22 protein-coding genes and 1 riboswitch are annotated in these 23,472 nt (G+C 60.5%); of the genes, 7 read left to right on the top strand and 15 right to left on the bottom strand.

All coding sequences use genetic code 11. The annotated features are described in order from the left end of the window. From AC25M7_RS21650 to tssB, 13 genes are all read right to left on the bottom strand, one after another. The coding region (locus AC25M7_RS21650) for a hypothetical protein (RefSeq protein WP_486971454.1) at positions 1 to 192 on the bottom strand (192 nt) is incomplete at its 3' end. After that, positions 185 to 1,105: a DUF4123 domain-containing protein gene (locus AC25M7_RS21645; protein WP_486971453.1), complete on the bottom strand. Its 921-nt coding sequence runs from the start codon at positions 1,103 to 1,105 to the stop codon at positions 185 to 187. The genes AC25M7_RS21650 and AC25M7_RS21645, both read right to left, overlap by 8 nt. Then, positions 1,102 to 3,264 carry a type VI secretion system Vgr family protein gene (locus tag AC25M7_RS21640; RefSeq protein ID WP_486971452.1) on the bottom strand — a complete coding sequence of 721 codons (2,163 nt, stop codon included), beginning with the start codon at positions 3,262 to 3,264 and terminating at the stop codon, positions 1,102 to 1,104. The genes AC25M7_RS21645 and AC25M7_RS21640 overlap by 4 nt, the downstream gene beginning before the upstream one ends. Positions 3,265 to 3,336: 72 nt before the next feature. Further along, positions 3,337 to 3,852, bottom strand: a complete 516-nt coding sequence (locus AC25M7_RS21635) for an Hcp family type VI secretion system effector (protein WP_102682902.1) — start codon at positions 3,850 to 3,852, stop codon at positions 3,337 to 3,339. 133 nt (positions 3,853 to 3,985) lie between these two features. Further along, positions 3,986 to 4,840: a type IVB secretion system protein IcmH/DotU gene (gene icmH / locus AC25M7_RS21630; RefSeq protein ID WP_186595390.1), complete on the bottom strand. Its 855-nt coding sequence runs from the start codon at positions 4,838 to 4,840 to the stop codon at positions 3,986 to 3,988. 1 nt (position 4,841) lies between these two features. Next, positions 4,842 to 6,179, bottom strand: a complete 1,338-nt coding sequence (tssK, locus tag AC25M7_RS21625; protein ID WP_213883007.1) for a type VI secretion system baseplate subunit TssK — start codon at positions 6,177 to 6,179, stop codon at positions 4,842 to 4,844. Positions 6,180 to 6,231: 52 nt separating this feature from the next. Beyond that, entirely contained in the window at positions 6,232 to 7,026 is a 795-nt protein-coding gene (gene tssJ, locus AC25M7_RS21620) for a type VI secretion system lipoprotein TssJ (protein ID WP_186595380.1), read from the bottom strand. Then, complete coding sequence (locus AC25M7_RS21615) at positions 7,023 to 7,580, bottom strand: FHA domain-containing protein (RefSeq protein ID WP_486971451.1); 558 nt, start codon at positions 7,578 to 7,580, stop codon at positions 7,023 to 7,025. The genes tssJ and AC25M7_RS21615 overlap by 4 nt, the downstream gene beginning before the upstream one ends. Next, positions 7,577 to 8,593, bottom strand: coding sequence for a type VI secretion system baseplate subunit TssG (gene tssG, locus AC25M7_RS21610; RefSeq protein ID WP_186595376.1), 1,017 nt, complete (start codon positions 8,591 to 8,593; stop codon positions 7,577 to 7,579). The genes AC25M7_RS21615 and tssG overlap by 4 nt, the downstream gene beginning before the upstream one ends. Beyond that, positions 8,557 to 10,323, bottom strand: a complete 1,767-nt coding sequence (gene tssF / locus AC25M7_RS21605; RefSeq protein WP_486971450.1) for a type VI secretion system baseplate subunit TssF — start codon at positions 10,321 to 10,323, stop codon at positions 8,557 to 8,559. Before tssF ends, tssG begins: the two co-directional genes overlap by 37 nt. 3 nt (positions 10,324 to 10,326) lie before the next feature. Continuing rightward, complete coding sequence (gene tssE, locus AC25M7_RS21600) at positions 10,327 to 10,737, bottom strand: type VI secretion system baseplate subunit TssE (RefSeq protein WP_110739891.1); 411 nt, start codon at positions 10,735 to 10,737, stop codon at positions 10,327 to 10,329. Beyond that, on the bottom strand, positions 10,734 to 12,224 hold the full coding sequence (gene tssC, locus AC25M7_RS21595; protein ID WP_186595364.1) for a type VI secretion system contractile sheath large subunit: 1,491 nt from the start codon (positions 12,222 to 12,224) through the stop codon (positions 10,734 to 10,736). The genes tssE and tssC overlap by 4 nt, the downstream gene beginning before the upstream one ends. A 17-nt stretch (positions 12,225 to 12,241) precedes the next feature. After that, complete coding sequence (gene tssB / locus AC25M7_RS21590) at positions 12,242 to 12,745, bottom strand: type VI secretion system contractile sheath small subunit (protein ID WP_486971449.1); 504 nt, start codon at positions 12,743 to 12,745, stop codon at positions 12,242 to 12,244. Between the two features lie 366 nt (positions 12,746 to 13,111). On the opposite strand from tssB, the gene vasI reads away from it, so the two are divergent. From vasI to AC25M7_RS21570, 4 genes are all read left to right on the top strand, one after another. After that, complete coding sequence (gene vasI, locus AC25M7_RS21585; protein WP_213883010.1) at positions 13,112 to 13,693, top strand: type VI secretion system-associated protein VasI; 582 nt, start codon at positions 13,112 to 13,114, stop codon at positions 13,691 to 13,693. Then, entirely contained in the window at positions 13,681 to 15,129 is a 1,449-nt protein-coding gene (tssA, locus tag AC25M7_RS21580) for a type VI secretion system protein TssA (RefSeq protein ID WP_486971448.1), read from the top strand. Before vasI ends, tssA begins: the two co-directional genes overlap by 13 nt. Positions 15,130 to 15,136: 7 nt before the next feature. After that, complete coding sequence (gene tssM, locus AC25M7_RS21575; RefSeq protein ID WP_486971447.1) at positions 15,137 to 18,754, top strand: type VI secretion system membrane subunit TssM; 3,618 nt, start codon at positions 15,137 to 15,139, stop codon at positions 18,752 to 18,754. Between the two features lie 528 nt (positions 18,755 to 19,282). Then, positions 19,283 to 20,047 (top strand): SDR family oxidoreductase, encoded by a 765-nt coding sequence (locus tag AC25M7_RS21570; protein ID WP_307941941.1) that lies wholly within the window; start codon positions 19,283 to 19,285, stop codon positions 20,045 to 20,047. Positions 20,048 to 20,176: 129 nt separating this feature from the next. On the opposite strand, the gene nhaA is transcribed toward AC25M7_RS21570, so the two are convergent. Beyond that, the gene (gene nhaA, locus AC25M7_RS21565) at positions 20,177 to 21,379 is read right to left on the bottom strand and encodes a Na+/H+ antiporter NhaA (RefSeq protein WP_028691409.1); all 1,203 of its coding nucleotides are present in this window, start codon (positions 21,377 to 21,379) and stop codon (positions 20,177 to 20,179) included. Positions 21,380 to 21,739: 360 nt separating this feature from the next. Then, positions 21,740 to 21,801: riboswitch (Fluoride riboswitch) on the top strand. 73 nt (positions 21,802 to 21,874) lie between these two features. Between nhaA and crcB the strand changes: the two genes are divergently transcribed. Continuing rightward, the gene (crcB, locus tag AC25M7_RS21560; RefSeq protein WP_486971446.1) at positions 21,875 to 22,192 is read left to right on the top strand and encodes a fluoride efflux transporter CrcB; all 318 of its coding nucleotides are present in this window, start codon (positions 21,875 to 21,877) and stop codon (positions 22,190 to 22,192) included. A 44-nt stretch (positions 22,193 to 22,236) separates the two neighbouring features. Here the strand turns inward: crcB and AC25M7_RS21555 are convergent, their stop codons facing one another. Beyond that, a complete protein-coding gene (locus AC25M7_RS21555) occupies positions 22,237 to 22,689 on the bottom strand; it encodes a thiol-disulfide oxidoreductase DCC family protein (protein ID WP_088851952.1) in 453 nt (150 codons plus the stop codon). A gap of 153 nt (positions 22,690 to 22,842) precedes the next feature. Here AC25M7_RS21555 and AC25M7_RS21550 point away from each other — a divergent pair, with 153 nt between their 5' ends. Together AC25M7_RS21550 and AC25M7_RS21545 are read left to right on the top strand one after the other, a co-directional pair. Beyond that, positions 22,843 to 23,031 (top strand): DUF1289 domain-containing protein, encoded by a 189-nt coding sequence (locus AC25M7_RS21550; RefSeq protein ID WP_028691411.1) that lies wholly within the window; start codon positions 22,843 to 22,845, stop codon positions 23,029 to 23,031. A gap of 88 nt (positions 23,032 to 23,119) precedes the next feature. Beyond that, positions 23,120 to 23,464 carry a hypothetical protein gene (locus AC25M7_RS21545; RefSeq protein ID WP_028691412.1) on the top strand — a complete coding sequence of 115 codons (345 nt, stop codon included), beginning with the start codon at positions 23,120 to 23,122 and terminating at the stop codon, positions 23,462 to 23,464. Positions 23,465 to 23,472: the final 8 nt, after the last annotated feature.

Genomic DNA, 23,472 nt, shown 5'->3' with positions numbered 1-23,472 from the left:
CAGCGCGCGCAGGGTGTAGGATGAGTGCTGCAGCGGGGCGAAGCCTTGTTCCAGATTGAAGCCTGCGCCTGCGTAGCGACAGGCAGGGGCATCGCCCGTACGCGGCACGATGGCATAACGCACTGGCAGGATGGGCACGCGTGGGCTGCAGGCGGGGCCGGAGGTGGCGCTGCCGACGGCGGGGCTAGTCATGGGTGGATTCCTTGATTTGGACCAGTGCGTGCAGCTCGCGAAGACGGGCCTGGGGCGACTCGTTGAGGTTGGTGTAGATCTTCGTAGCCTGGTCACTGCTCATCAGCCACATGTGCCCGGCCATCAGCCGAATGAACTGACCTGCGGTTTCCTCGTCGCGAAAGTTGAGGGATTCCAGCTGCGGCAACAGGGCTTCAATCCATTTCCTAATGGCGGCTAACGTTTGGGCGGCATGGTGTGGCATGGCCAAGACTTCGTGCGCCAGCGTGAGGATGAAGTGCTCGCGTATACCTGCGTGCAGCCGGTCCAGTTCATGTACGCGAAGGCGCAGCGGTACTTGCGATATCAGGCGGGCAGTGGTCGGGATGTGTTCGTGTGTTTTCCATTCATGGGCCGGCCCCCAGTTGACTCGCCAGGCTAGTGACGACACAGGCCCAAGCCAGGTGGCGCGATGATCCTCGTCCAAGGCATCGAGCCAGGCTGCAAGATGATCCGGCTTTAAATAAAAAGTGGCTGCTCCCTGATCCGGGAGCGTGACCTGAGTAAGGCTGGTGAAATGGTCCGCTAGCACGGCGAGGCACGCTTCGCTATCCAGTGCTATGGCCCCTCCAACGGGCATCCAGGTGGTGATTGCATGGGCAAGGAGTTCGGGCGCTTCTGAAACGTCGACCAGCAAAGGGCCAAATTCGTGGCGGTCGTCCAGCGCGCTGCGCTTCCATAGCCATGCATGTTGAGTATTTCGGCTGACGTTATGGATGAGGTCGAGTACTGATGGGGCATAGGCCGGCACCAATTCGCCTTCTTGCGGTATGGGCCGGTAGGCCCAGTACTCGAGCTCGCGGGTCATGAGCAGCATGAAGCGATAGGGATGTCCGAGAGGTTCGCCGGACAGATACGAGGGTGTTGTATTCATTGGACTGGCCCTTTGATACAGCGGCAGTCGGGCAACGGGCAGGTGCCATCGGGGCGCCGCCCGCATAGGCGGTCCAGAGGTTTGCCAGTGATGGGTGTGCTGCTGATGGAAAAGGGGTTGGTGCTACCGCTTGGAGATTGGAGCAGGACGCCGTTGATGTGTAGGTTCGGGCTGTCCAGGGTGATGCCCGTGTCATCAATCCGGATGGAGCCTCCAGGCCCTTGGATGATCACAGCTTCCGCTGTTCGAAGGTCGTAGCGTCGAGTGCGCCTGCGGATTTCCAGTCCCGCCTCCAGCTCTGCATGGCCCTCGACCTGCTGCTCAAGATTGCCGCCGACGCTGATGTGGTGATTGGCTGTGATCTTGTCGTAGCGATGGTTGCCTACGGCTTCTATACGGTCTTTGGCGATGTTTATTTTCTGATTTCGGCCTATATCGACAAACGTATCCTGGCCAATCCGGACCCGCTCATCATTGCCCACCGTTTGGCTGCGGTCATGGCCGATACTGAGCGTCTCGTCATGATCGACCTGTTCACTGCGGTCATTGCCGACGAAAGTGGTTTCGTTGTGTTTGACGACGTTGTTCTGGTCCTTCTCCGCATGGATGAACACCTCCTGCCGGCCCAGCTCATCCTCAAACCGCAACTCATTGAACCCATCCCCCTTATGAGTCTGGCTCTTGATGGTCATGCGGGTCTTGTGATCGGGCAGGTCGTAGGGCGGCAACTGGTTACCGCAATAGGTGCGCCCGGTGATCATGGGTTGATCGGGGTCGCCGTTGACGTACTGGATGATCACGTCCTGGCCGATCCGCGGGATGGCCATCGAGCCCCAGCTGCCACCTGCCCAGCCTTGGGATACCCGGACCCAGCAGGAGCTGAACTCGTTGTTGTTGCTCTCCCGGTCCCAGGGAAAACTGACCTTGACCCGGCCCCATTCGTCGCAATAGATCTCCTCACCTGGCGGGCCGACCACGGTGGCCATGTGGGGACCGTCGACGCGGGGCTTTTTGAGCGGAGCAGGGCGCCACTCGGTTCTGCCGGGTACCAGCTGAGCGGTTTGCTCGTAGTGCGTGCTCTGGTCGAGGCCAGCGGCTTCTTCCTGCAGACTGGTGAACTGGCTGCCCTTGTGCAACACGCTGTTCACGCGCCAATGCGCATTCAGATCATCACGTGGGTGGCCGGTGAGCGTGAAGCTGAGCCCAGGCTGCAGCCTGACGTCATCGCCCTGAACTTGTGCAATGCGCACATCATGACGCAGGGCAGTGATCCGGTTTTCGGTAAACGGTTTGCCCACGGCATCGCGTTTGTAGCGGCCGGGATAGTCGAAACGCTCGTACTCGGTGGACTGGTGTTCCAGGAAAGGGCCGTAAGCACGGTGTTCCTGGCGATACGCCGGGTGAGTGAAGGTGTAGTCGCGCTGGACCTGTCGTGAGGTTCGGACCTGCTCGCTGTAGCGCAAGCGCCGTAGGCAAGGCCTGGTTTGATCGCCGCCACTGTTGGATTGATACAGGACGGTGTTGGGATCGATAACGTCCTCGCTATCGAAGAGGTCATTGTTGTCGGTCTCGAGCGCGCCATGGCTGATCAATCCAAGGGATTGCAGTTGATCCGTGATGATCAACTTATGCAGTTTTTCACTGTGCTCGAAGCGATAGACGAAGCCCTCTTCAGCCGCCAACCGGGCGATGAAGTCGAGGTCGGTCTCGCCCGCTTGCACGCAGAATTCGCGCACCTGGTGGTTCAGGCTCGCGCGAAGCTCGTATTGATCGATGCCCTGACGCTGGAGCATCAGTTCAATAATCTGCGGGACGGTCTTTTGCTGAAAGATGCGCCAGTTCGAGCGCAGTCCGGCGCGGGCCAGGATGGGCTCGACCAAGGCGTGGTAGTAGGTACGGTAAAAGCCGCTTTCACCCTGGCTGAATCGGCTGACCAGCCCATGCACGTGGCGCAGCGGACCTTTGCCATCCCAGATTGTGAATACGATGGGTTTATCCAGCAGTTGGCCGAAATCGATGTCGGGCTCGAAGCTGATCAATTCCAGCTCGAGCGTGAAAGGCGCGCTGATTTCTTCCTGGAGTTCAAACGACACCACTTCAAACTCGGCATTGCCAACGAGTGGCTCAAAGGTGTACCGAAAATCAGATTGGCTGGGCATGAAATGTCCTTCCGCCGTCCGAGAGTTCAAACGCCCCCGGCAGGGCCTGCCTGCCAGGGATGTTCAGCCGGGTTAGACGACCGGCTTACGCCAGTCGTCGGAGCCTTCGGTGCCAGCGGTGACGTGTGTCCAGGAGATCTTGCGGTATGACATCGAGACCTCGATCAACTGGGTGAAGTCAGCGTTCTCCTTGTTTTGTGCATGAGGCAAGGTGGTGTTGATGTCGACGATGGTGGCGTCCTCCAGCTTGGTGGTAAAGAAATGCTCCTGCTTGCCCTCTACCGAAGTGCGGTACCAGTTGACTTCAACGGTCGGCAGCATTTCGCCGCTGGACAGGGCCTGATACATGAGCGGTGTCGCCTTGTTCAGGGCGCTGGTGAAGATGAAAGGCTTGTGGACCCGTTGGCCTGCAGGTTGGCCGCTTTGCGGGTCGGTGGGTACGGTCACCTGGTGCTTGATCTCTTGCACCAGAATCTCGTCTTCGTGGCCCTCGACAAACACGTTGCCGACCGAATCGGAGGTGAAGGCGCCCGCGGTGATGTTGCCTTGGGTCTGGCCTTCGATCTTGATGTAAGCGGGTGTTGGCATGGCAGTTTCTCCTGCGTCCATGTGGATAAGCACGCGCATGAGCGGCAGCGTGGCCATCGGAATCGATGGGCTTTTTCAACGCAGCAAACGCCGCGTCAATTCGTTGAATACGGTTGTGCCGACTGCCGGCTGTTCATTGCTGCAAGATGCCGTTGAGCGACTGCAGCACCTCGCTGGTGATCAGGTGCAGGCGGTAGCTGTAGATGCCGTAGGCGGTGGCCATGGCGATGGCGGAAATCACCAATGGGCTCCACCAGGGCCACTGCCGATTCATGCGGAAGTTGCGCGGGGCAACGTTGGTGTAGGGGTCAGAGACCGTTGTCGGCGTGGGCCCTCGTAGTTCACGGATGATTCCGTGGAGTTGGTGAATGAGGGTATTCAGCGTTTCTTCGCCTTTGGGCGCGAGGGCGTACTTGCCTTTGAGTCCCAGGCACAGGATGAAGTACATGAACTCCAGCACGTCCTTGTAGCGCTGGGGCTCTTGCATCAGGCGCGAGATAACGGTGAAGATCTTTTCGCCGCCGAACGTTTCGCTGTGGAAAATGCTGAGCAGGGGCTCTTGGCTCCAGTAACTGGTCTGCCCCCAGGGGCGCTCCATCACAGCTTCATCGATGAACAGGCAAAGGCCGTACGAATACGCCAGAAGTTGCGTGGTCTCGTAGCCATGCTGACGCATCTCTTGCTGGATGTTTTCAATCTGGATGCGTACCTGTTGGTGCACTTCCTCGATGTTGGGCAGCGCATCGAGCGTGCGTAGACGCATGACCAGTCCAAGCAGTGGTGTGGCTGCGTCCAGCATCAGGTTGTCGTAGCCGCCCCGTAGCTGAAAGTCGGGATCGGCGGGGTAGCCTTTGTCAACAGGGGCGGGCTTTGGTGTGGTTGCCTCGCAGGCCTCGGCGCCAGTGGGTAAAGCCTTTCCAAGCTTCGATGGCAACTGCTCAGTTTGAGCTGATGCGGTTTCATTGCGTGTGAGGTGGTTCTCTTGCATCTCACTCACTCCTGATCGCCCAGAACTGCAACTCAAGCCCAGGGAACTCCCCCGCGATATGAATCCCGAAACCGTTGGCCGTCTTCATGCAGACCCAGGCCGGGTCGCGGCGGTCGAGCTCGAAGTAGCTGAACCCTGCATGGAAGGGCAGGTCGCGAGGGGCAACAGGCAGCGGATTTAGCGCAATGCCGGGCAACTGCTTGTGCACCAGGTCATTCAAGGTGTCCAGGGATGTGACCTTGGCTTTCTGCAGGAACAGCCGGCGCAATGTTGGCGGCGGCAGGTCCGCGCGCACGGCAAGAATGAAGTCCGCGTCATCGATCAGGCGGCGGTCTTCGAGCGTTGTCGTCATCACGCCGTAATCCAGCGCGTCCAGCGGCAGCGAGATGGCCCGCGGTTGCAGGACCGTACCCAGGGCGCGGCGTAAGGTGTCCTGCAGTGGCTTGAATGACGTGCGCAGAGCCGTGTGCTGATAGGCGGGGAATTCTGGAGGCAGCCGGCTTTCGTCGGTGAAGGTCACGAACTCGCCACAGGCCTGGCTCATATGCAGGTACAACTGCTCGGGGTGTGTCTGCCCCTGCCTGGCCAAGTGCTGGAAGCACGGCCACCAGCGGTTCATGGCCTGCAGCAGGTTGAAGTCGCGGATGTCGGCAATACCGGACTGGCCCGATGCGCCTATCCGGCTAGCTAGGTTGCGCGAGCGCTCGCGCAGGGTATTGGTGATCTCCTCGAGGTAACGCTGGAGTGCCGGCACCGCCCGTACCGAGACGCTGGTCGGGTAGAACCCTTCATCCAGTTGCAGGCTGCCATCGGGCCGGCGCTCCAGAATGCGCGCCATGGCAAGGCGGGTGTAAGCGCTGCTGTCATCGGCCTTGCGTTTGAGCTGAAGGTTGGGCACTGCCAGATCGACCTGCGCCAAGTCGCCGTCGGCGCTATGGGTGTCCTTGATTTCCTGAGCCTGTGCGCTGTAGCGGAAGTTGGCGGCATTGTCGGGCCAGCTCACCTCTCGGCCACCCTCGGTGCGCAGTGGCAGGCAGAGATAGATCTCGCTGTCTTTCGCGCCGTTGTCCTCGATTTCCAGCGGCGGCGGCGGTGGCAGATCTGCCGGGATATCGAACACGGTGCCGTCCGGCATGATGCCGCGTGCGCGGGTGATGGCGATCTTGCCCAGGCTCAAATATTCGTCGTTCAGTTGCAGTTCGCTGAATCCATAGAAAGCTGCGTTCAGGCTGCCAAGGCGTTGATGCAGGGCCGCTTCAGCGGCACGGCCAGCCTGCTGGAAATGCTGCGGTTTGACGAACAGACCTTCAGGCCACAGGACGGGATTACGTGAACTCATGAGCGCTCCATGTCAGCGTGAGTAAGTGAGAAGGGCAGGGTTGCAGGCGCCATCAGTCCTCCTCCTTGAGCAGGATCTGCGTGTCGTTGAGCAAGACCGACAAGATCATGTGTTGGCCGCGCGGTGGAATGCGCAGTACCTGGCTCCAGGTCGCGTTTTCCTGGTGGCGGTAGTCGGCGATCACCGCGATGAACCGGGTCTCGGCCTCGATAGCGGCAAACGGAATGAACTTGAATTGCCCGGGGCGTAGCAGATAGTCGTCATCACGAATGTAGGTGCTGCGCAGCACCTTGGCGGGATCCTTGTCCAACAGCTCATAAATGCTGTTGCGCAGCAGCGAGTCGTCGCGCAGTTGCAGGATCTTGATGGCCATTGGGGTGGCGGCCGGCTCGGAGGCCACTGTGGTTGTACGCGGTAAGGTCAGCACCACATTCGAGTCTTCGTAGTGGCCCGGCGTACTTTCCTCCAAGGGAGAACGAGCCGGCTCATCGGCCTCGTCCTCTGGCAGTTCGACGGGCGAGAAGGCCGGGAATTGCTCGTTAAGAAACTCGAGCAGGGTCTCGACTTTCTCGGTCAGGGCATAGGGGTCGCCCGCGCTCAAGCTGACCGCGTAGGGGCTGTATTCCAGGCTGCTTTCTTGCTCAGTCGCTGCTTGCAGGCTGTTGGGGTTGCTGTTGAGCGTGGGGCTCGCGTTGATGCTGAACGCGATTTCGGTGGGCTGATCCTTGGTCGCGCCGACGGGTATCGAGGGGTCCATCGCCACTTGGCCCATCTTGCTCAGGGCGGTGCAGCCCGAGGACCCGATCAGTGTTGCCAGAAGGCCGGCCATGAGTGAATGGCGCGTCATGAGCGTTCTCCTGAGATCAGTCGATCCAGCGGGTTCTCTTGCACTGGCCGCGTCACTGCTTCCAGGGCCGCCAAGGGATCGTTGCCCATGCCCGGATCGAAGGCCGAGCAGATCTCAGCGACGACTGGGGCAGCCGTGGGCTTGTGCAGCCAACGCTGCGCGGGTGCATCCATGATGAGTCGCTCGAGCACCCGCAAGTCAGTGTTGAACAGCTCTTCCAGCGAACGGGCATCAGCTTGTGAAAGCTGAACCAACAGTCGATAAGCGCCAACACGTAGCCGGTCACCCTCGAGCAAACGCCTGGCCGATAGCGGCCCCAGGCTATCGAGGTTGTTGTTCAGGTAGGTGCGCTCGCAGCGGTCGATCACGCAGAAGCCGCCTTCGATCCAGCGGATCTCGCAATGGATCGGCGCCACGCCCTGCTCACGATCATTGATCAGCCACGTGGTTCCCGCGCTGCCGACGGTGCCACCTGCACGATCGAATTCGTGCCGGGCGGTGACGTTGTGCTGCAACTGGTCGAGGTTGGTGATGCTCAAGATCAACGTGCTCATGAGCGCCCCCGGAACCGCACGACGGGGCTGATCTGGCCGCGGCGGTCATCGACGAAGCTGGTCCAGCCCAACTGGGCGCCACGGCTGGGGTGCAGGCAGAAGGGCGACAGCGCGTGCTGCTTCAGCCGCAGCTCCAGGTCGTAGGCCAAGCCGTCGCGCAACAGGAAGTCGATCAGAGCACGCAAGCGGTTGAAGTTGATGCCGCTGGGCAGCAGGTAACGCAGCTGTGCCTGGTCGAGCTCGCTGATCACGATGGTGAACTTGCTGCTGCGAGTTCGCGTGCGGCTGCCGACCATGAAGGAATTGCCCAGCTCACCATTGTTGCGGCCAAGGCTTACCTGTTGCTGGATTGTCGTAGGTACCAAGCGGGTTTCGAACTCGCGAATCTGCACCTGCTTCAGGTCGAAGCAGTGCGCGATGATGCCGGCGACGGTACCCGGTGCGCGGCTGCGGCTGGCGATGACGCCGGCGAAGCTGAGCAGCCGGCTCCAGGGCAACGCCGTGTCGCCGCGTAGCTGTTTGTCATTCAACCCGAGCAGGGCAAAGATGTATTGGGAGAATCCATCGCTGGCACCCGGCTGGAAACGAATGTAGTAGCGGTACTTGCGCCAGATGCGGTGTAGCAGGCTGAGCAGGTAGTGATTGAAGAAGTCGAAGAACGCCGGACGCACGCCGATCCCCTGTGCATGCTCGTATGCCACCTGCTCCAGGTAATAGGAGGGCAAAGGCGAATCAGTGCCGTGCAGGCCCATGAACGTGGTGCACACGCGATAGCGATCTTGTGCTTCGGGCATGCGTTCGGCCTTGCAGATATCCGAAACGGGGAAGCTCAGGCGTGGGTCGCTGCCAAGCCGCACGCGCAGGCGGGCTTCTTTGCTGGGCCAACGGGGTTCAAGATCGTCTCCGTGAAGCCCGTGGAGGCGCTCGAGCAACTGGTAGAAGTTGTACCGGTGCGCGCCCGCGAGCAACTTGTCGGCTAGATCAGCGGTTGCTTGCCGGTCTGGATGGGCCATGTGTAATGCTCGTTGTTGGTGATGTTGATCACTTCCAGCTGATGGAAGGAATTGATGCTGGAGTACAAGGCGAAGAAGTGCGCGAGCACACAGCCGAACAGGTAAAGGTCGCCTTCGCAGAGGAATGCAGCCTGGTCGAGCTTCAGTTGCGTGCGCAGGCCGCGAATGGGCTGCCCCTTGATCAGCCAATCCAGAGGCGCCGTTTGGATATCCCGGATGCCGTCGAGGCGTTTGCGGGTGGTGCGTGTCTGCTGGATGTCGTGCAATGCCGCGAAGTCATAAGCGCGAATAACCGCCTTCAATGGCTCGGCTGAGAGCAGCGACAAGTAGTTGAGCGACATGTTGGATATCAAGGACCATTGCAACTGGCCGTCCAGCACCGGCCGAAAGGGGCGGGTCGGTGCACAGATATTGGTGTAGGTGGTCAGTGGCGGGGTGACTTCGCTGAGCACATTGATGTCATCGATGCCCAGAGCCAGGGGTAGATCGCGGTTGGTGCAGGTCAGGTCGATGGACGCCGTTTCCAGCTCACCGATATAGGTATTGGCGTCGGCACGCACGAAGGCGATGCGATGCGTGACGCCATCACCTCGCAGTGAGTCTTCGAGGGTGTAGCGGTAATACAGCGCCGTGCGCCCTTGAACATGCTCGATCTCATGGGCGAACGATTCGAAGGGGCGGAAGGTTCGCAGGTGTTTACCAGTACTTCCGTCGTTTGTCGTACGGGTGCTGATCACCTGATCGACACTGAAGATTTCGTAGGCGTGGCACTCGGCACCTTTGGGTGTGAGTTCGACCTGGGCGGCCTCGTTGGAGAGGTCAATGGGGTCGGCGCTGTGCTTGAACAGGTTTACCGCAGGGGCGCAGAACAGGTTGAAATCCGCTTTGCCAATGCGCAGCGAGTCTGGTAGCTGACGGGTGAAGTGGAATTCCAGACCCACTTGCTGAGTCGTCTGACCAGGCCAGATCTTCTCCAGGCCTGTCAGGGCGAAGAAGTGAAAGCGCTCAGGAAAAATGAAGTATTCCTGCAGGATCCGGTAACCGTCGAAGACGTTCTGCGGATAAGGCAACAACGCGTCGTCCGGGCTGAAGCCTGGGAAGACGATGCTGCTGGCCGGCAGCCGGCGAGCCTGACCATTGATGGTCACGCTGACATGGCTGAGATAGTGAGCGATCCATAGGTACAGTGTGCGCGCTGTTCGGGTGGTACCGCTCAGGTGAAAGTCGAGGCTGGTGCATTCGAGCGTATTCAATGGGCGCTCGACCAACGTGTGTAGGTCGATGCGAACCACTGAACTGTCGAGCGTTTGTGTTGAGCCCACCGCGTCGATCTCGAACGGATGAATGTCCACGGCGGTACAGGTGCGGAACTCACAGGGAATTCCGTCGACAGGCTTGGAGAACAGGCGTGCCCCCCTTGGCACGCGTTGCGACTGGCTGAGCGCCTGTTTGCACGGTGTGAACTGGATGATCGTGGCGCTCGGCAGCGGGCGAAGGTAGTTGGGCCACAGCAGTTGCAACATGGGGTGCGTCAGCTCTGGGAGGTCGTCCTCCAACTTGAGGCGCAGCTTCGCCGTCAGGAAGGCGAAGGCTTCCATCAAGCGCTCCACATCGGGGTCGCTACCCCTCTTGCCCAGCAGCCGGGCAAGTTGTGGATTGTCCTGGGCGAAGTCGTCCCCAAGTTCATGGAGGTAGCGCAACTCTTCGCTGAATCGATCTTTGAGCGACATCGATTACCTCACTCGGGTATGGCGGTTATGGCCGTTGACCAGCAACTCCAGTTGCAACTGCTCCGTGTGGTTATTCACCTGCACTTGGCAGTCCAGCCTGAAATGCAGCTCCTGAGGGGCGTGACAAGCGGGCACGGCCTTGAGTGAACGTACCTGCACGCGAGGCTCGAAACGCTGGATGGTGCGGCGTATGTCGGCGCTCACTTGTTTCAGGAGGTCGCCACTGCTCACGTCATGCCCGTTGAAATCGCGCAGGCCCAGCTCAGGGCTGCTCTGTGAGCAACCCTGGCGAGCGTTGAGCAGCGTTTCCAAGTGGCGCTTGATGGCGGCGAACTTGTGGGACGCGTTCTCTTGCCTGGACGGCGCCCGGATCACGGACTGATCGGCAACCAAGCGGTCGAAAAATCCGCTCATTGGGTGTCGAGCCGGCCTACCAGGGAGATCTCGAAGTTCGCGCCCATGTATTTGAAGTGCGGGCGTACTGCGAGCGAAACCTGATACCAACCCGGATCGCCGGCAACGTCTGAAACCTCGACCTTTGCAGCACGTAGGGGACGGCGGCTGCGCACGTCGGCCGAGGGGTTTTCCTGGTCGGCGACGTACTGCTTGATCCATTTGTTCAGCTCGGACTCAAGGTCGCGGCGCTCCTTCCAGCTGCCGATCTGCTCGCGTTGCAGCACCTTGATGTAATGGGCCAGCCGGTTGACGATGAACAGGTAAGGCAACTGTGTGCCCAGCTTGTAGTTGGTTTGAGCCTGCAAGCCTTCCGGGGTCTTGGGGAAGTTCTTCGGTTTCTGTACCGAATTGGCCGAGAAGAACGCGGCGTTGTCGCTGTCCTTGCGCATGGTCAGCGCAATGAAGCCTTCTTCGGCCAGCTCGAATTCCTTGCGGTCGGAAATCAGCACCTCGGTTGGGATCTTCGCTTGCAACTGCCCAAGCGCCTCGTAGAGATGCACTGGCAGATCCTCCACGGCGCCACCGGACTGCGGGCCGATGATGTTCGGGCACCAGCGGTAGCGGGCAAAGCTGTCGTTGATGCAGCTGGCCAGCAGGAAGGCGGAATTGCCCCACAGGTAATTGTCGTGTCGCCCGTCGATACTTTCTTCGTAGTTGAAGCTTTTGATCGGCTGTTCCTGGGGGTGGTAGGCCGAGCGAAGCATGAAGCGTGGCCCGGTCAGCGCTGTGTGGCGGGCATCTTCGCTTTCACGGAAGGCGCGCCATTTGGCATGTCGCGGCCCTGCGAAAATGTCTTTGATTTCCTTCAGGTTTGGCAGCTCTTCAAAGCTGCTCAGATTGAAGAAATCGGGGGCGGGGGCGGCCAGGAACGGGGCATGCGACATGGCACCGACAGAGGCCATGTAGCTCAGTAACTTTATGTCTGGCGAAGAGGGGCCGAAGTTGTAGTTTCCCAGCATGGCCGCCACCGGCTCACCACCGAACTGCCCATAGCCTGCGGTGTAAACGTGTTTGTACATACCGCTGCAGGTGATATCGGCGGCATTGTCGAAATCGTCGAGCAAGTCTTCTTTGCTGACATGCAGGATTTCAAGCTTGATGTTCTCGCGGAAGTCCGTGCGGTCCACCAGAAGTTTGAGGCTGCGCCACGATGATTCGAGCGCCTGGAATTCCGGCTGATGAAGAATGGCATCCATTTGCTTGCTGAGCACTCGATCCAGTTCTGCAATCATCTGGTCGACGCGATGTTTATTGATTAGTTGATCTGGATCACCAGTTTTGAGTATTTCTGCAATAAAAGCCGATACGCCTTGACGAGCGACTTGATAGCCCTCTTGAGTGGGCACTAGTTGTGTTTGCGCCATGATCTGATCGAGCAGAGTGGCATGGCTCAATGTCTCGCCAGATAGTTCAGCGGCGAGGGAGGTGCTGGTTGGCTTTGGCATGGGGACGCTCCGTTGTCTCAGTCTTCTTTTGGCGCCTCAAGCACCAGGTCCAATTCTTCGGCGAGTTGTTTGCGGGCCTGCTCGTTGTTCAACAGGTGATGCAATTGCTTGCGGAAAGCGGGCACGTTGCCCAGCGGGCCTTTCAGTGCCACCAGCGCCTCACGCAGCTCCAGAAGCTTGCTGAGCTCTGGTACTTGGCGGGCGATGCCGTCTGGCCCGAAGTCATTGATCGATCTGAACTGCAGATTGACCGCCAGCTCCGCGTCGATGGCCGTGCTGAGCGTGGACGGTACCGACATGGCCAAGCTGACATCGGCGTCGTTCAACACGTTGTTGAAGGTGTGTTTATCGATGCGCATGACCGATCGGTCTTCCAGCGCACGGGTGTCATCCAGGCCGAAGTCGCCCATTACCAACATCTTGTGCGGCAGCTCTACTTCGGCCTGTTCATCGCCGGTGGCGGGTACGTATTTGATGTTGATGCGTTCTTTGGGTGCAACCGATCCTGTGGATTTTGCCATCGCAGAATCTCTCCGTGTTCTAGTAAGAGTTGTCCGTATTGAGTTTTTATTTGCAAATTAGTGTGTGGGAAATTTCCTAATTACTTGTTGGGGGTGTAAACAAGGTGCGGGATTGGTTGTGGGTCGCGTAAAAACATTGCGCTTGGTTTTATCATGTCGTCGAGTATGAAAATGTAAAAAAATATTTTTTTGTTTGTTGCTGTCCCGATGGGCTAGGCTCTTGCTGTTTGCGGGAATTTGAGTGCCTGGGAGGGCTGTTTCAGATCCACTGATTTGAATAGGTCATATGCACTATATGAAAGGTATTTACTTGCGATGCTTGGTAATAAAAATTGTGGCGTAAGTCTTTGGCTGGTGCTCGGGTGTATGCCAACACCCGTGTATTCCGATCAGGATTGTTCGCGGATCGTGTCCAACCTTGAGCGTTTGGCGTGTTTTGATGAGGCCGCCGGAACGCCTGCACACTCGGTGCCCATGCAGTGGTCGCCGCCAGAACAGGACTCACCCACGGTGCGCCGGGTGCTGACTCACGAAGCAGGACGCCATCCCGACGACCTAACGTTTCGACTCACGCCTGAAGACGACGGGCTGACGATCTCTGCACCTGCAATCGCTTCGGCCGTGTCGCATCCCTACTTGGTGATCAGTTGTTTGCAGAACATCTCCAGGCTGCAACTGGTCGCCGCGCAACCCATTGATGCTGGTCGGGTGACGGTGCGATTGCAGGGGGAGCGGAGCACCACCGTCGCAACCCCTTGGCAGGTGACGGAGAACGGTCAGGTACTCGATGCGGGCCGGGGCTTGCCCGGAATCGAGCAGATCAAGCAACTTATTGGGGCCCATCGCATTCAGGTCCAAAGCGACAACCCTTCCATTGATGGATTGGTCTTCGATGCCCAAGGCCTGGACCCGCTCATCGACGAGGCGCGCAAAACATGTCGCTGGTAGCAGAGGTCAACGCACAGGAAATTGCCCGGCTGCTCGCACCCATCGATGCGCAGGCACCGGTCGGTCTGTTTGATGTGGAGGACGAAACCTATCAGGCCATTGACCAGGAAATGGTCAAGCTGGGCGGGCTGCAGGCATCCACCATCGACTGGGCCTATATCGAGGAAGCGTCACGACAGTATCTGGCGCAGCAGTGCAAGCACTTGCGTATCGTCGCGCACCTGAGTGCTGCGTGGCTTCGCAGTGGATGTTGGGAGCGATGGGGTTTTACCTTGGCGTTGCTGGCCGGCATGGTCGAGCGCTATTGGGAGGTTGCGCATCCAAAGCCTGGCCCCAAAGGTTTCCTGGGCAAGCGCAAGCTGGTTGGCCTTGTGCTCGATCGCTTGAACGAAGCGCTGCCGCGCCTGGACCGCTACACATTCAGCCCTGCTCATGCGGCCGTAGCTCAAGAGGCATTGCAGCGCCTGCGACAGCAGCAAGCCGTTGCTCAGTTGGATGGAGCCATTCTGAATGCTGTCGACCGACTGCTGCGCAAGCAGGCGGAGCAGGCGAGTGGCGCTGGCGAGCCTGCTGCGGCGAAGTCGTCGGCGGCGGCCAAGTCTGCACCGCTGGCCGAGGTCATTGCCACCCCAATGCCTCGTGTGTCGTTAGGCAACGAGCGTGAATCACGACGGGCCGTGCTGGCCATGGCCGAGATGATCAATCAACAAGACCCCTACGACCCGACGGGCTACCAGTTGCGTCGATTCGGCCTGTGGTCCCATATCCAGGCGGCGCCTCAAATCAAGCAAGGCAATCGCACGGAACTGATGGCGGTGCCGCTGGATATCGCCAGCGACTATGAAGAGGCGATTGCTGGCACCGCGATCGACGCGGTGTTGCTTCAGCGGATCGAAAAGAGCGTGACGGCTTGCCCCTTTTGGGTACGCGGCAGTTTCCTCGCGGCCAGTGCGGCGACACGGCTGGCGATGGGGGAGGTAGCTGAGGCAATCCGCGCAGCGACTGCCCGATTCGTCCAGCGCATGCCCGCGCTCCAGCAATTGTGTTTCAGCGACGGCAGGTCGTTCGTGGACGATCAAAGCATGGCTTGGCTCAGAGGCGCAGCTGGGCAAACGCAAGCCGAATCTGCCCACGAGTTCGCAGGCCTGCGCGAAGAGTTGGCCGGTCAGTTGGACGCAGGTGGGGTAGAGCCGGTCTTGCTCAAGTTGCAGGCCATGCAGGCGGACCTTCGTGCTCCGCGTGAGCGCAGCCATACCACCGTCATTGCGGCCGATCTCTTGGCAGCGCGAGGCGTGTCCTGGCTGGCTCAGGACCTGTGCGCCAGCGTCGCACGGACCATGCAGCACACCACGGCCGCCGTTTGGGAGCCAGAGGTGTTTCGACGACTGCAACAGTATGCCCCTGCCCATGTGTTGGCTGATCAGAACAAGGACTAGGCCCCCCATGAATCAACTATGGAAGCTATTGAAACGTTGGGGTTTGCCCCTGATGACTCGGATCGGCCTGGCCATGCCGCTGCTGCTTGTGCTGGGTACCGTGTTGATGCTGGTCGCCATCTGGTGGCTCGGGCCGCAGTGGACGTGGCGTGAACAGCACCCGCTGGCCAGCATGGCGCATCGCAGCTTGGCCAGCCTGGTGCTCGTGCTGGTGCCGCTGTTGTGCTGGCTAGTGGTGCTGCGCAGGCGATACGTTCGCCTGCAGGCTGAGCGCAAGCAGGCGGTGGACGCTGAGCTGGACAGCGTATTGCCGCTGGTTCAGGCGCAAGAGAAAGCCTTGGACCAAGGACTTTCGCGATTTCTCGATGGCGCAGGCGGGCGACGTGCGTTGTATCGATTGCCCTGGTACTTGGTGATAGGTGACCAGCATGCTGGCAAGACCAGCTTCATCGATCGCACAGAACAAAGCTTTTCCCTGACCCGCATCGACAAGGCACAGGCTCGGGGCAGGCAGGCCCAAACGCTAGCCTTTCCGATAGGTTGGTGGGTCAGCAATGATGCGGTGATCATCGATCCGCCAGGGGCGTTCATCCGGCAGGAGTCGCTGGCAGGCTCGCCCGTCGACGAATCAGTCACACAGCAAGTGCCACCTGCAACCTCGGCCAGGCTGTGGCAGCACCTGCTGGACTGGTTGTTGCGCAGCCGCAGCCAGAGAGCCCTCAATGGCATATTGCTGGTAGTCGACTTACCCGCGCTATTGCATGGCACACCCGAGCAGCGCATTGCCTTGGCGCATGTGTTGCGCGCCCGTCTGTACGAGGTCAGTAGTCAATTGGGTTCGCGGCTGCCGCTGTATGTGGTGCTGACCAAGTTCGACCTGTTGGACGGGTTCGACCAGTTCTATGCCGGGCTTTCCGTCCCCATGCGGGAAAAAATGCTCGGTTTCACGTTCAAGCTGGATGCGATCGGTACGTTCGACGCTTGGCTGGAGGAGTATGGCGATCACTACGAACAGTTGATCAGCCAGCTGTTCGAGCAGGTGGTGGATCGGCTCGATGCGCTGGACAGTGCTGCGCAGCGCGCGCGCCTGTTCTCATTGCATGCCCAATTGATCGGCTTGCGCCCAATACTGCTGGAATTCCTGAAAGAAGCGCTGGCCAGTGATCGCTACACCACGCCAGCCTTGGTACGCGGGGTGTACTGGTCCTCGGTCATCCAGCAAGGTGACATGATCAATGCGTTCGTGCGCGAGGCCGCGCAACCCTACAAGACGAAGCTCCCTCTGCTCGAGGGGAAGGCGCAAACCAAGGCGCTGCCGTACTTCATCCAGCATGCGTTCGGGCGCGTCATCTATAAGGAAGCCGGACTTGCTGGGGATAACATCAAGGTGGCACGCAGCAAGCGCCAACTCCTATGGGTGGGCTCAGGGGTAGGCATGCTGGCTTTTTGTGTCGCCATCGCCGGCTGGCAGCGCTTTTTCGACATCAATGGCGACAAAGCCGCCAACGTGCTTGCCAAAAGCAGGGAGTACAGCCATCACGAGGTGGACCAACGTCTGGATCCTACCGGACGCAACCTGCTGGAGCCGCTGGACCAGATTCGCGATGCGGTATCGGTTTTTGGCGACTACCGCGCTGCATGGCCGGGTGTTTCCGATTTTGGCCTGTATCAGGGGCGCGCTATAGGCCCGCGTGTCGATGAGGCATATATCAGCTTGCTCTCCAAGCGGTTTCTGCCGGCCTTGGCCAGTGGTGTGATCGATGCCATGGATGCGGCGCCGCCAGGCAGTGAGCAGCAAATGGCTGCCCTCAGGGTTTACCGCATGCTGGAAGACCGTCAGAACCGCCGCACCGAATGGGTCGAAGAGTGGATGGCCCGACAATGGCAGCAGAAATTCCCTGGCCAGGGGCAACTGCAGCGTGACCTCATGCGTCACCTTAAGTACGCCTTGGCCTACGCCGATACCGACCTGCCGCAGTACAGCCAACGTGTCGCGGTGGCGCAGGCAGCGCTGCGCAAGGTGCCGCTACCCGAGCGGGTTTACGCCGGCCTGAAACAACAGGCTGGGGAGCAGTTGCACACCGGGCTGGACTTGCGTCATCAGGTTGGGCCTGCCTTCGACGTGGTGTATCAGCCATCCATGGGCGCCAGGATGGGTAATGATGTGCTGTTAGCGCCGATGCTCACTGCCAAAGGTTTCAAGGAGTACTTCGAGCCACGCAGTCAGAGCTTCGCCGATTTGGCGATGATTGACCAATGGGCGCTGGGCGAGCGTAGCCAGCTCGATTATTCGGACGCCGACAGGGAGGCGCTGAGCGAACGGCTGCGCAACTTGTACAGCGCCGATTACATTGACAGTTGGCGCCGTGCCCTCAACGCTTTCAGCGTGGCTGATTTCCGTGACCTGGACCATGGTGTCGCGATCCTGCAGCAGTTGACGGGGCCTGCGGCGCCGCTGCATCGATTGCTCGATACGGTAAGGGACAACACGTCGCTCTCATCGACTGGTGTTGTTGAGGTGGCAGATGAAGCCAAGACCGTGCCACCGACAAGTAGTAAGCCTGGGCATCAGCAGGCGTGGACTATTCAAAGGGCCTTTGCCGGGCTGAGCGCGATGCTGCAGGCAACGGCAGAGAAGCCTAGCTACTACGATGAAACCCTGGCTGCTATCGCAGACGTGCACGACTACGCCAAGGCGGTGCAGGACAGCCCGGACCGAGGCAAGGCTGCTCTGCAGGCCGTGCATCAGCGTTTCTCGATGATCGGGCATGATCCCATCGGCACCTTGCAACGGGTATCCACCGGCTTGCCTGAGCCGATCAACCACCAGGTCCGAAAGGTGGCTGATCAAACGGCGCAGGTATTGAACGTTGAAGCCCTGCGCGAGTTGGAACGGCGCTGGGACGCCGAGGTGTACAGCTTCTTCCAGCAGCGCCTGGCAGGTCGATACCCCTTCGTGGCCAGGGCGCCCGACGCGTCCCTGGATGACTTCGAGGCGTTCTTCGGGCCGAAGGGCCGGCTGAAGCAGTTCAATGAGCAGTATCTGAAGGTGTTCCTGAAGGACAACCTCGAAGCCCTGCAAACCGGCCAGCAGGGGCAGTCCCTGATCCGCAGCGATGTGATCGAGCAGTTGGAACTGGCAGACCGCATTCGCGAAACGTTCTTCGATCAACGCGGCAACTTGAGTGTGCAGTTCAGTATCGAGCCGTTAGGGCTGAGTGCGAACCAGCGCACCAGCCTGCTGGATCTGGACGGTCAGTTGATTTCCTACACCCATGGCACGAGCCAGATCACCGGCATTATCTGGCCCAATACGCTTGGGCAACATGTGCGTAGCAACCTGACACTGCTCAGGCAGAACGGCAACAGCAGCAGCCTGGAGTACCGAGGGCCATGGTCCATGTTTCGCCTGCTCAGTCGCGGTTCGCTCAATGGGCGGACGGCGACCAGCGTGGATCTGAGTTTCAGGACTGGTGATGGTGTGATGCGCTACCGACTCAGCGCAGAGAAGGCCTTCAACCCAATTACTCAACAACCGTTCAAAGGCTTCCGCTTGCCGCGCGGGTTGCTGCAACAGACATCCAGTGTGGCTCTGGTCGGACAGACGATCGCACCTGTCATGTAAGGAGTGGGCGATACAAAAGGAAGGGCGAGTTCAAGCTTTGCATTACTGCACCCAGGCCATCGAACAACTTGAGGCTGGGATGCGCACCGTGCGCAATCCGATCGTCGCAGGAGGAGAAGTGATGGAAGAAGAGGTGACCCCGCTATCCGAACAAGCATTGTTCGTGAGCCATGCTAAGTGCCTTCTTACAAAGAAGCTCTTCGAAGAGATTCGCGCGGCAGTTCGTAGCGAAGTGTCGGTAGCGGTGCCACCGATATCTGGGCATGGGTTCGATGACTGCATGCAAGCTTGCGCAGGCGCCAGATGGTGGCCCTACCAGGGGGGCACAGCGCTCGTGTTCGCCGTGTCCCATCTTCACCTGAAGCAATCAGTTTGCCTCGCCCTTGACCAGTGCTCCCGCTGACTCGTCGAATCCTCATCTTGCTGTCGGCTGACCACAGTCCGCAAGAAACGGAGAGCATCCCCCTTGTACCGCACCCGATAGTACCCGCGCACCCTGCAAATCATCTTCAGGACGAGGTACTCATCATGCAACTGGCAGGCAAAGTGGCAATCATCACCGGCGCCAGCTCCGGTATCGGCCGAGCCGCGGCGACATTGTTCGCCCGGCACGGCGCCAACCTTGTGCTCACGGCCCGGCGCCAGGCCGAACTCGAGCAATTGACGGCGGACATCGCGGCGGCCGGGCAAGGCCGGGCTATTGCCGTGGCTGGCGACATCACCGATGCGGCGTTGGTCAGGGAACTGGTGGACGTGGCGGTGGCGCGCTTCGGTGGCCTGGATATCGCCTTCAACAATGCCGGTACCCTCGGTGAACTGGGCGCCGTCCCCGAGCTGTCCCTGGAGGGCTGGCAACACACCCTGCACACCAACCTCACCAGCGCCTTCCTCTGCGCCCAGGCGCAGATTCCGGCGTTGCTGGCCCGTGGTGGCGGCTCGCTGATTTTCACCTCGACCTTTGTCGGCCACAGCGTGGGCATGCCGGGCATGGCCGCCTATGCGGCGAGCAAGGCCGGCCTGGTCGGCCTGGTCCAGGTCATTGCGGCGGAGCAGGGCTGCCGTGGCATACGCGCCAACGCGCTGCTGCCCGGCGGTACCGATACGCCCATGGGCCGTAGTGCGATGAACAGCCCCGAGGCCCGGGCCCATGTCGAAGGGCTGCATGCCCTCAAGCGTCTGGCCCGGCCGCAGGAGATCGCCGAGGCGGCGTTGTTCCTGGCGTCGGAGGCATCGAGTTTCATGACCGGGGCGGCCATGCTGGTGGATGGCGGGGTGTCGGTGGTGCGGGGGTGAGGTGGGCTGCAGGTTCCGCGTGGCCCTTTAAAATGATCGCGGGGCAAGCCCACGCAAGTCCAGTTACTACACGCAAGTTCAGTTACCAGTAGATTGAACGGGGCTGCCAGGCAGCCCCGAGCGTTTGCATCAATCCGCCGGTTTGGGCGCGAAGCGCAGGATCAGGCAGGCGATCACCGCCGACAGCAGCGAGCCCAGCAGGATGCCGATCTTGGCTGCGTCGATCTTATCGGCCTGGCCGGGGAAGGCCAGCTCGCCGATGAACAGGCTCATGGTGAAGCCGATGCCGCACAGCATCGCCACGCCGTAGATCTGCAGCCAGCTGGCGCCATGGGGCTTGCTGGCCAGGCCGGTCTTGACCGCCAGCAGCACGCCGCCGAACACGCCCAGCTGCTTGCCCAGCAGCAGGCCCAGGGCGATGGCCAGTGGCAATGGAGCGAAGATGTCGCTCAGGCCCAGATTGCCGAACGACACGCCGGCGTTGGCGAAGCCGAAGGCTGGCACGATGAGGAAGCCGACCCAGGGCGCCAGGCCATGCTCCAGCTTGAGCAGCGGGCTGGCTTCGCGGGCCTCGCTGCCGCCGGTGCTGTAGGGGATCAGCAGGGCGCCGACCACGCCGGCGATGGTGGCGTGAACGCCCGACAGCAGGGTCACGTACCACAGTGCGGCCACGCCGATCAGGTAGGGCCACAGGCTGACCACGCGCAGGCGGTTGCAGGCCAGCAGCACCGCGACGATGCCGGCGGCGCCGGCCAGGGCCAGCAGGTTCAGCGACGAGGTGTAGAACACGGCGATGATCGCCACCGCACCCATGTCGTCGATGATCGCCACCGACACCAGCATCACCTTGAGCGACAGCGGCGCATGCCGGCCGAGCAGGGCCAGGGCGCCGACAGCGAAGGCGATGTCGGTGGCGGCCGGGATCGCCCAGCCGTCGGCCAGGCCCGGCTCGCCACGGGACACCGCCAGGTAGATGAGCGCCGGCACGGCCATGCCCATCAGTGCCGGCAGTGCCGGCAGGCGGCGCTGCTCCCAACTGGCCAGGCGACCGTCGACCAGCTCGCGCTTGATCTCCAGGCCCACCAGCAGGAAGAAGATCGCCATCAGGCCATCGTTGATCCACATGTGCACGGTCATTGGGCCGAGCTTGTCGGTCAGCACCGGGCCGACGGGCAGGTGCAGCAGGTGCTGGTAGGCGCTGGCCCAGGGGCTGTTGGCGATGACGATGGCCAGCGCGGCGGTGAACATCAGCAAGACGCCACCGGCCGCCTCTGTGGCCAGCAGGTGCCGCAGCATCGAGCGCGGCTTGAGGGGTGGAAGGGGTGCGGTCATATAACGCTCCTCGTTCATGGCATCACCCTCGCGGTGGCAGTGTCGCGACGGGCAACGGGCACGGCGGGACGCTGGCTCCGGGCAAGACGGGCCACTGCGGCGAAGGGCGAGAAGAAGGATGGAAAATGCGGCGCAGCGACCCACGCCGTGAGGACACGGGGCAGGAAGGGCCATGGGGAATGGAGGCATGCGTGCAACATGGACGGATCTCACGGAAAACAAATGAATGTTCTCCGTATTCGGGAAGGCTCCCGGGCGCACGCAGCACACGCCAGGCGGCCATTCTAGCTGTGCAGTCGAAGGTTTGTGTTGCATTTTTGCATCGAAATGTTGCCAAGCGAAGGTTTCGACCCGTAGCATCGCTCCTCAGGAGATGGCATTCCTCCTTGAACCGCCTCAGCGCTGATGATGCCTGCGCAACCCCATTGGAGGGCGCGTAGGCCTGTGCCTGTCTCTCTCCATGGGGGTCTTTCGGACCTTTCCTGGAGCTAGTCGATGAACCTCTCGTTGATTTCCGTTGTCGTCGGTGGCAGTGCCGGTTGCGTATTGCGCTGGATCCTTGGCCTGCGCCTGAACTCGCTGTTTCCCGGGATGCCGTGGGGCACCTTGCTGGTCAACCTCGTCGGTGGTTTCGTCATCGGCGGCGCGATGGCCTTCTTTTTGCGCTTCCCCAATCTCGATCCGGCCTGGCGGCTGCTGATCACCACGGGCTTTTGCGGCGGGCTGACCACCTTTTCGACGTTCTGCGCCGAAGTGCTGTCGATGCTCATGCACGGCCGCGCTGGCTGGGCGATGGCCACGGCACACCTGTGACAACCAGGTGGCGCGGGCCAGCCAGTGGACCTGGTGAAGACGGTTCATGGCTGCAGCCCGAGAAAACGACGTTGATGGTCTGGGCTGGGCATCAGGCATTGCTCATATCGGCCGAACAGCCGATAGCGGTTGAGCGCCACACGATCGTACAACCCGTCCCGCAACCTGCGAGGGCAGAGACGCAGCATGCGCAGCAGTGGCCAGGCGCCGGGCAGTTGGCGTACTACCTCGAAGAATGCCTCGGAGCGCACCCAGTAGTGGTTGTCACGAATGACCGCCATGGTGTCGAACGCCATCACGGGCAGGCCTGCCCAGGCCAGCAATGCCTGGCCTTCGGCTGACTGCACCGTGGCCAGGCGGATACGTTGGTGGCGATCGTGGCGGATAACGAACGTCGCCCAGCCGTTGCACAGCTTGCATACACCATCGAACAGCAGCACGGTTTCCCCTGGCGCGAGCAGAGGGGCGTGAGAGGGGCGCATCAGGGAGGCGGGCATCGCTTGATTCCGTTCAGGCTGGAAGCGGCATTTTAGAGGCTTTGGATGGGAAGTAGCGATTAATCGGCGCGCAGGGAGCCGCGCCCTAGGGACTGGCCGGTTCAAGGGCGATTGTCGAACCGTTATCATGCGCCCCCGATATTGGAGCGCCCCATGGCCAAGGACATCGACAACCCCTGCGTCTCGCTGTGCCAACTCAATGGCGAACTGTGCGTGAGCTGTGGCCGAACCCGGGATGAGATTCGCAAATGGCGGGGCATGAAGCGCCCGGAGAAGATGGCGACCGTGCAGCGGGCGGCTTCGCGAATGAAGGCTATCGTCAAGAAGAACGCCAAGCGCTAGGGCAAGACGCCGTTGCGGCCTGGCCCGGGCGTCAGGCGCGCTTGCGTGTCCCTGACACCTGCTGATGATCCGAATTCATGGGGAAGCTATGCGCAGACTGTGGCGAAGGTACCTCGCACTGTTGGATGCGGACCTCAGTAACAAGGTCTTCGACAACTTCAAGAACTTGCTGGTGTGCGCGCTGCTGTTCGCCGCGGGCACCGAGGCGATCCATGGCAACCAGCAGATGCTGTTGGGGTTGTGGGTGTCCAGTTTCACCGGCTGGGGGTTGATCCTGGTGTCGGCGTTGCTGTTGCTGTTGAACATCAGCGACACGCTGCATCGTCTGGCGAAGTTGCCATACCACACGGTACTGCAGGTCATCCTGTGCCTGCTCTATCTCATCCTGGCGTCGCGAGTGGTCGAGATTGTCTGGAGTTTCCGGGCGGAGTAAGGACGCTC

The organism is Pseudomonas sp. P106(2024) (assembly GCF_057480815.1).
This window is presented reverse-complemented; position numbering and strand designations above follow the sequence as displayed.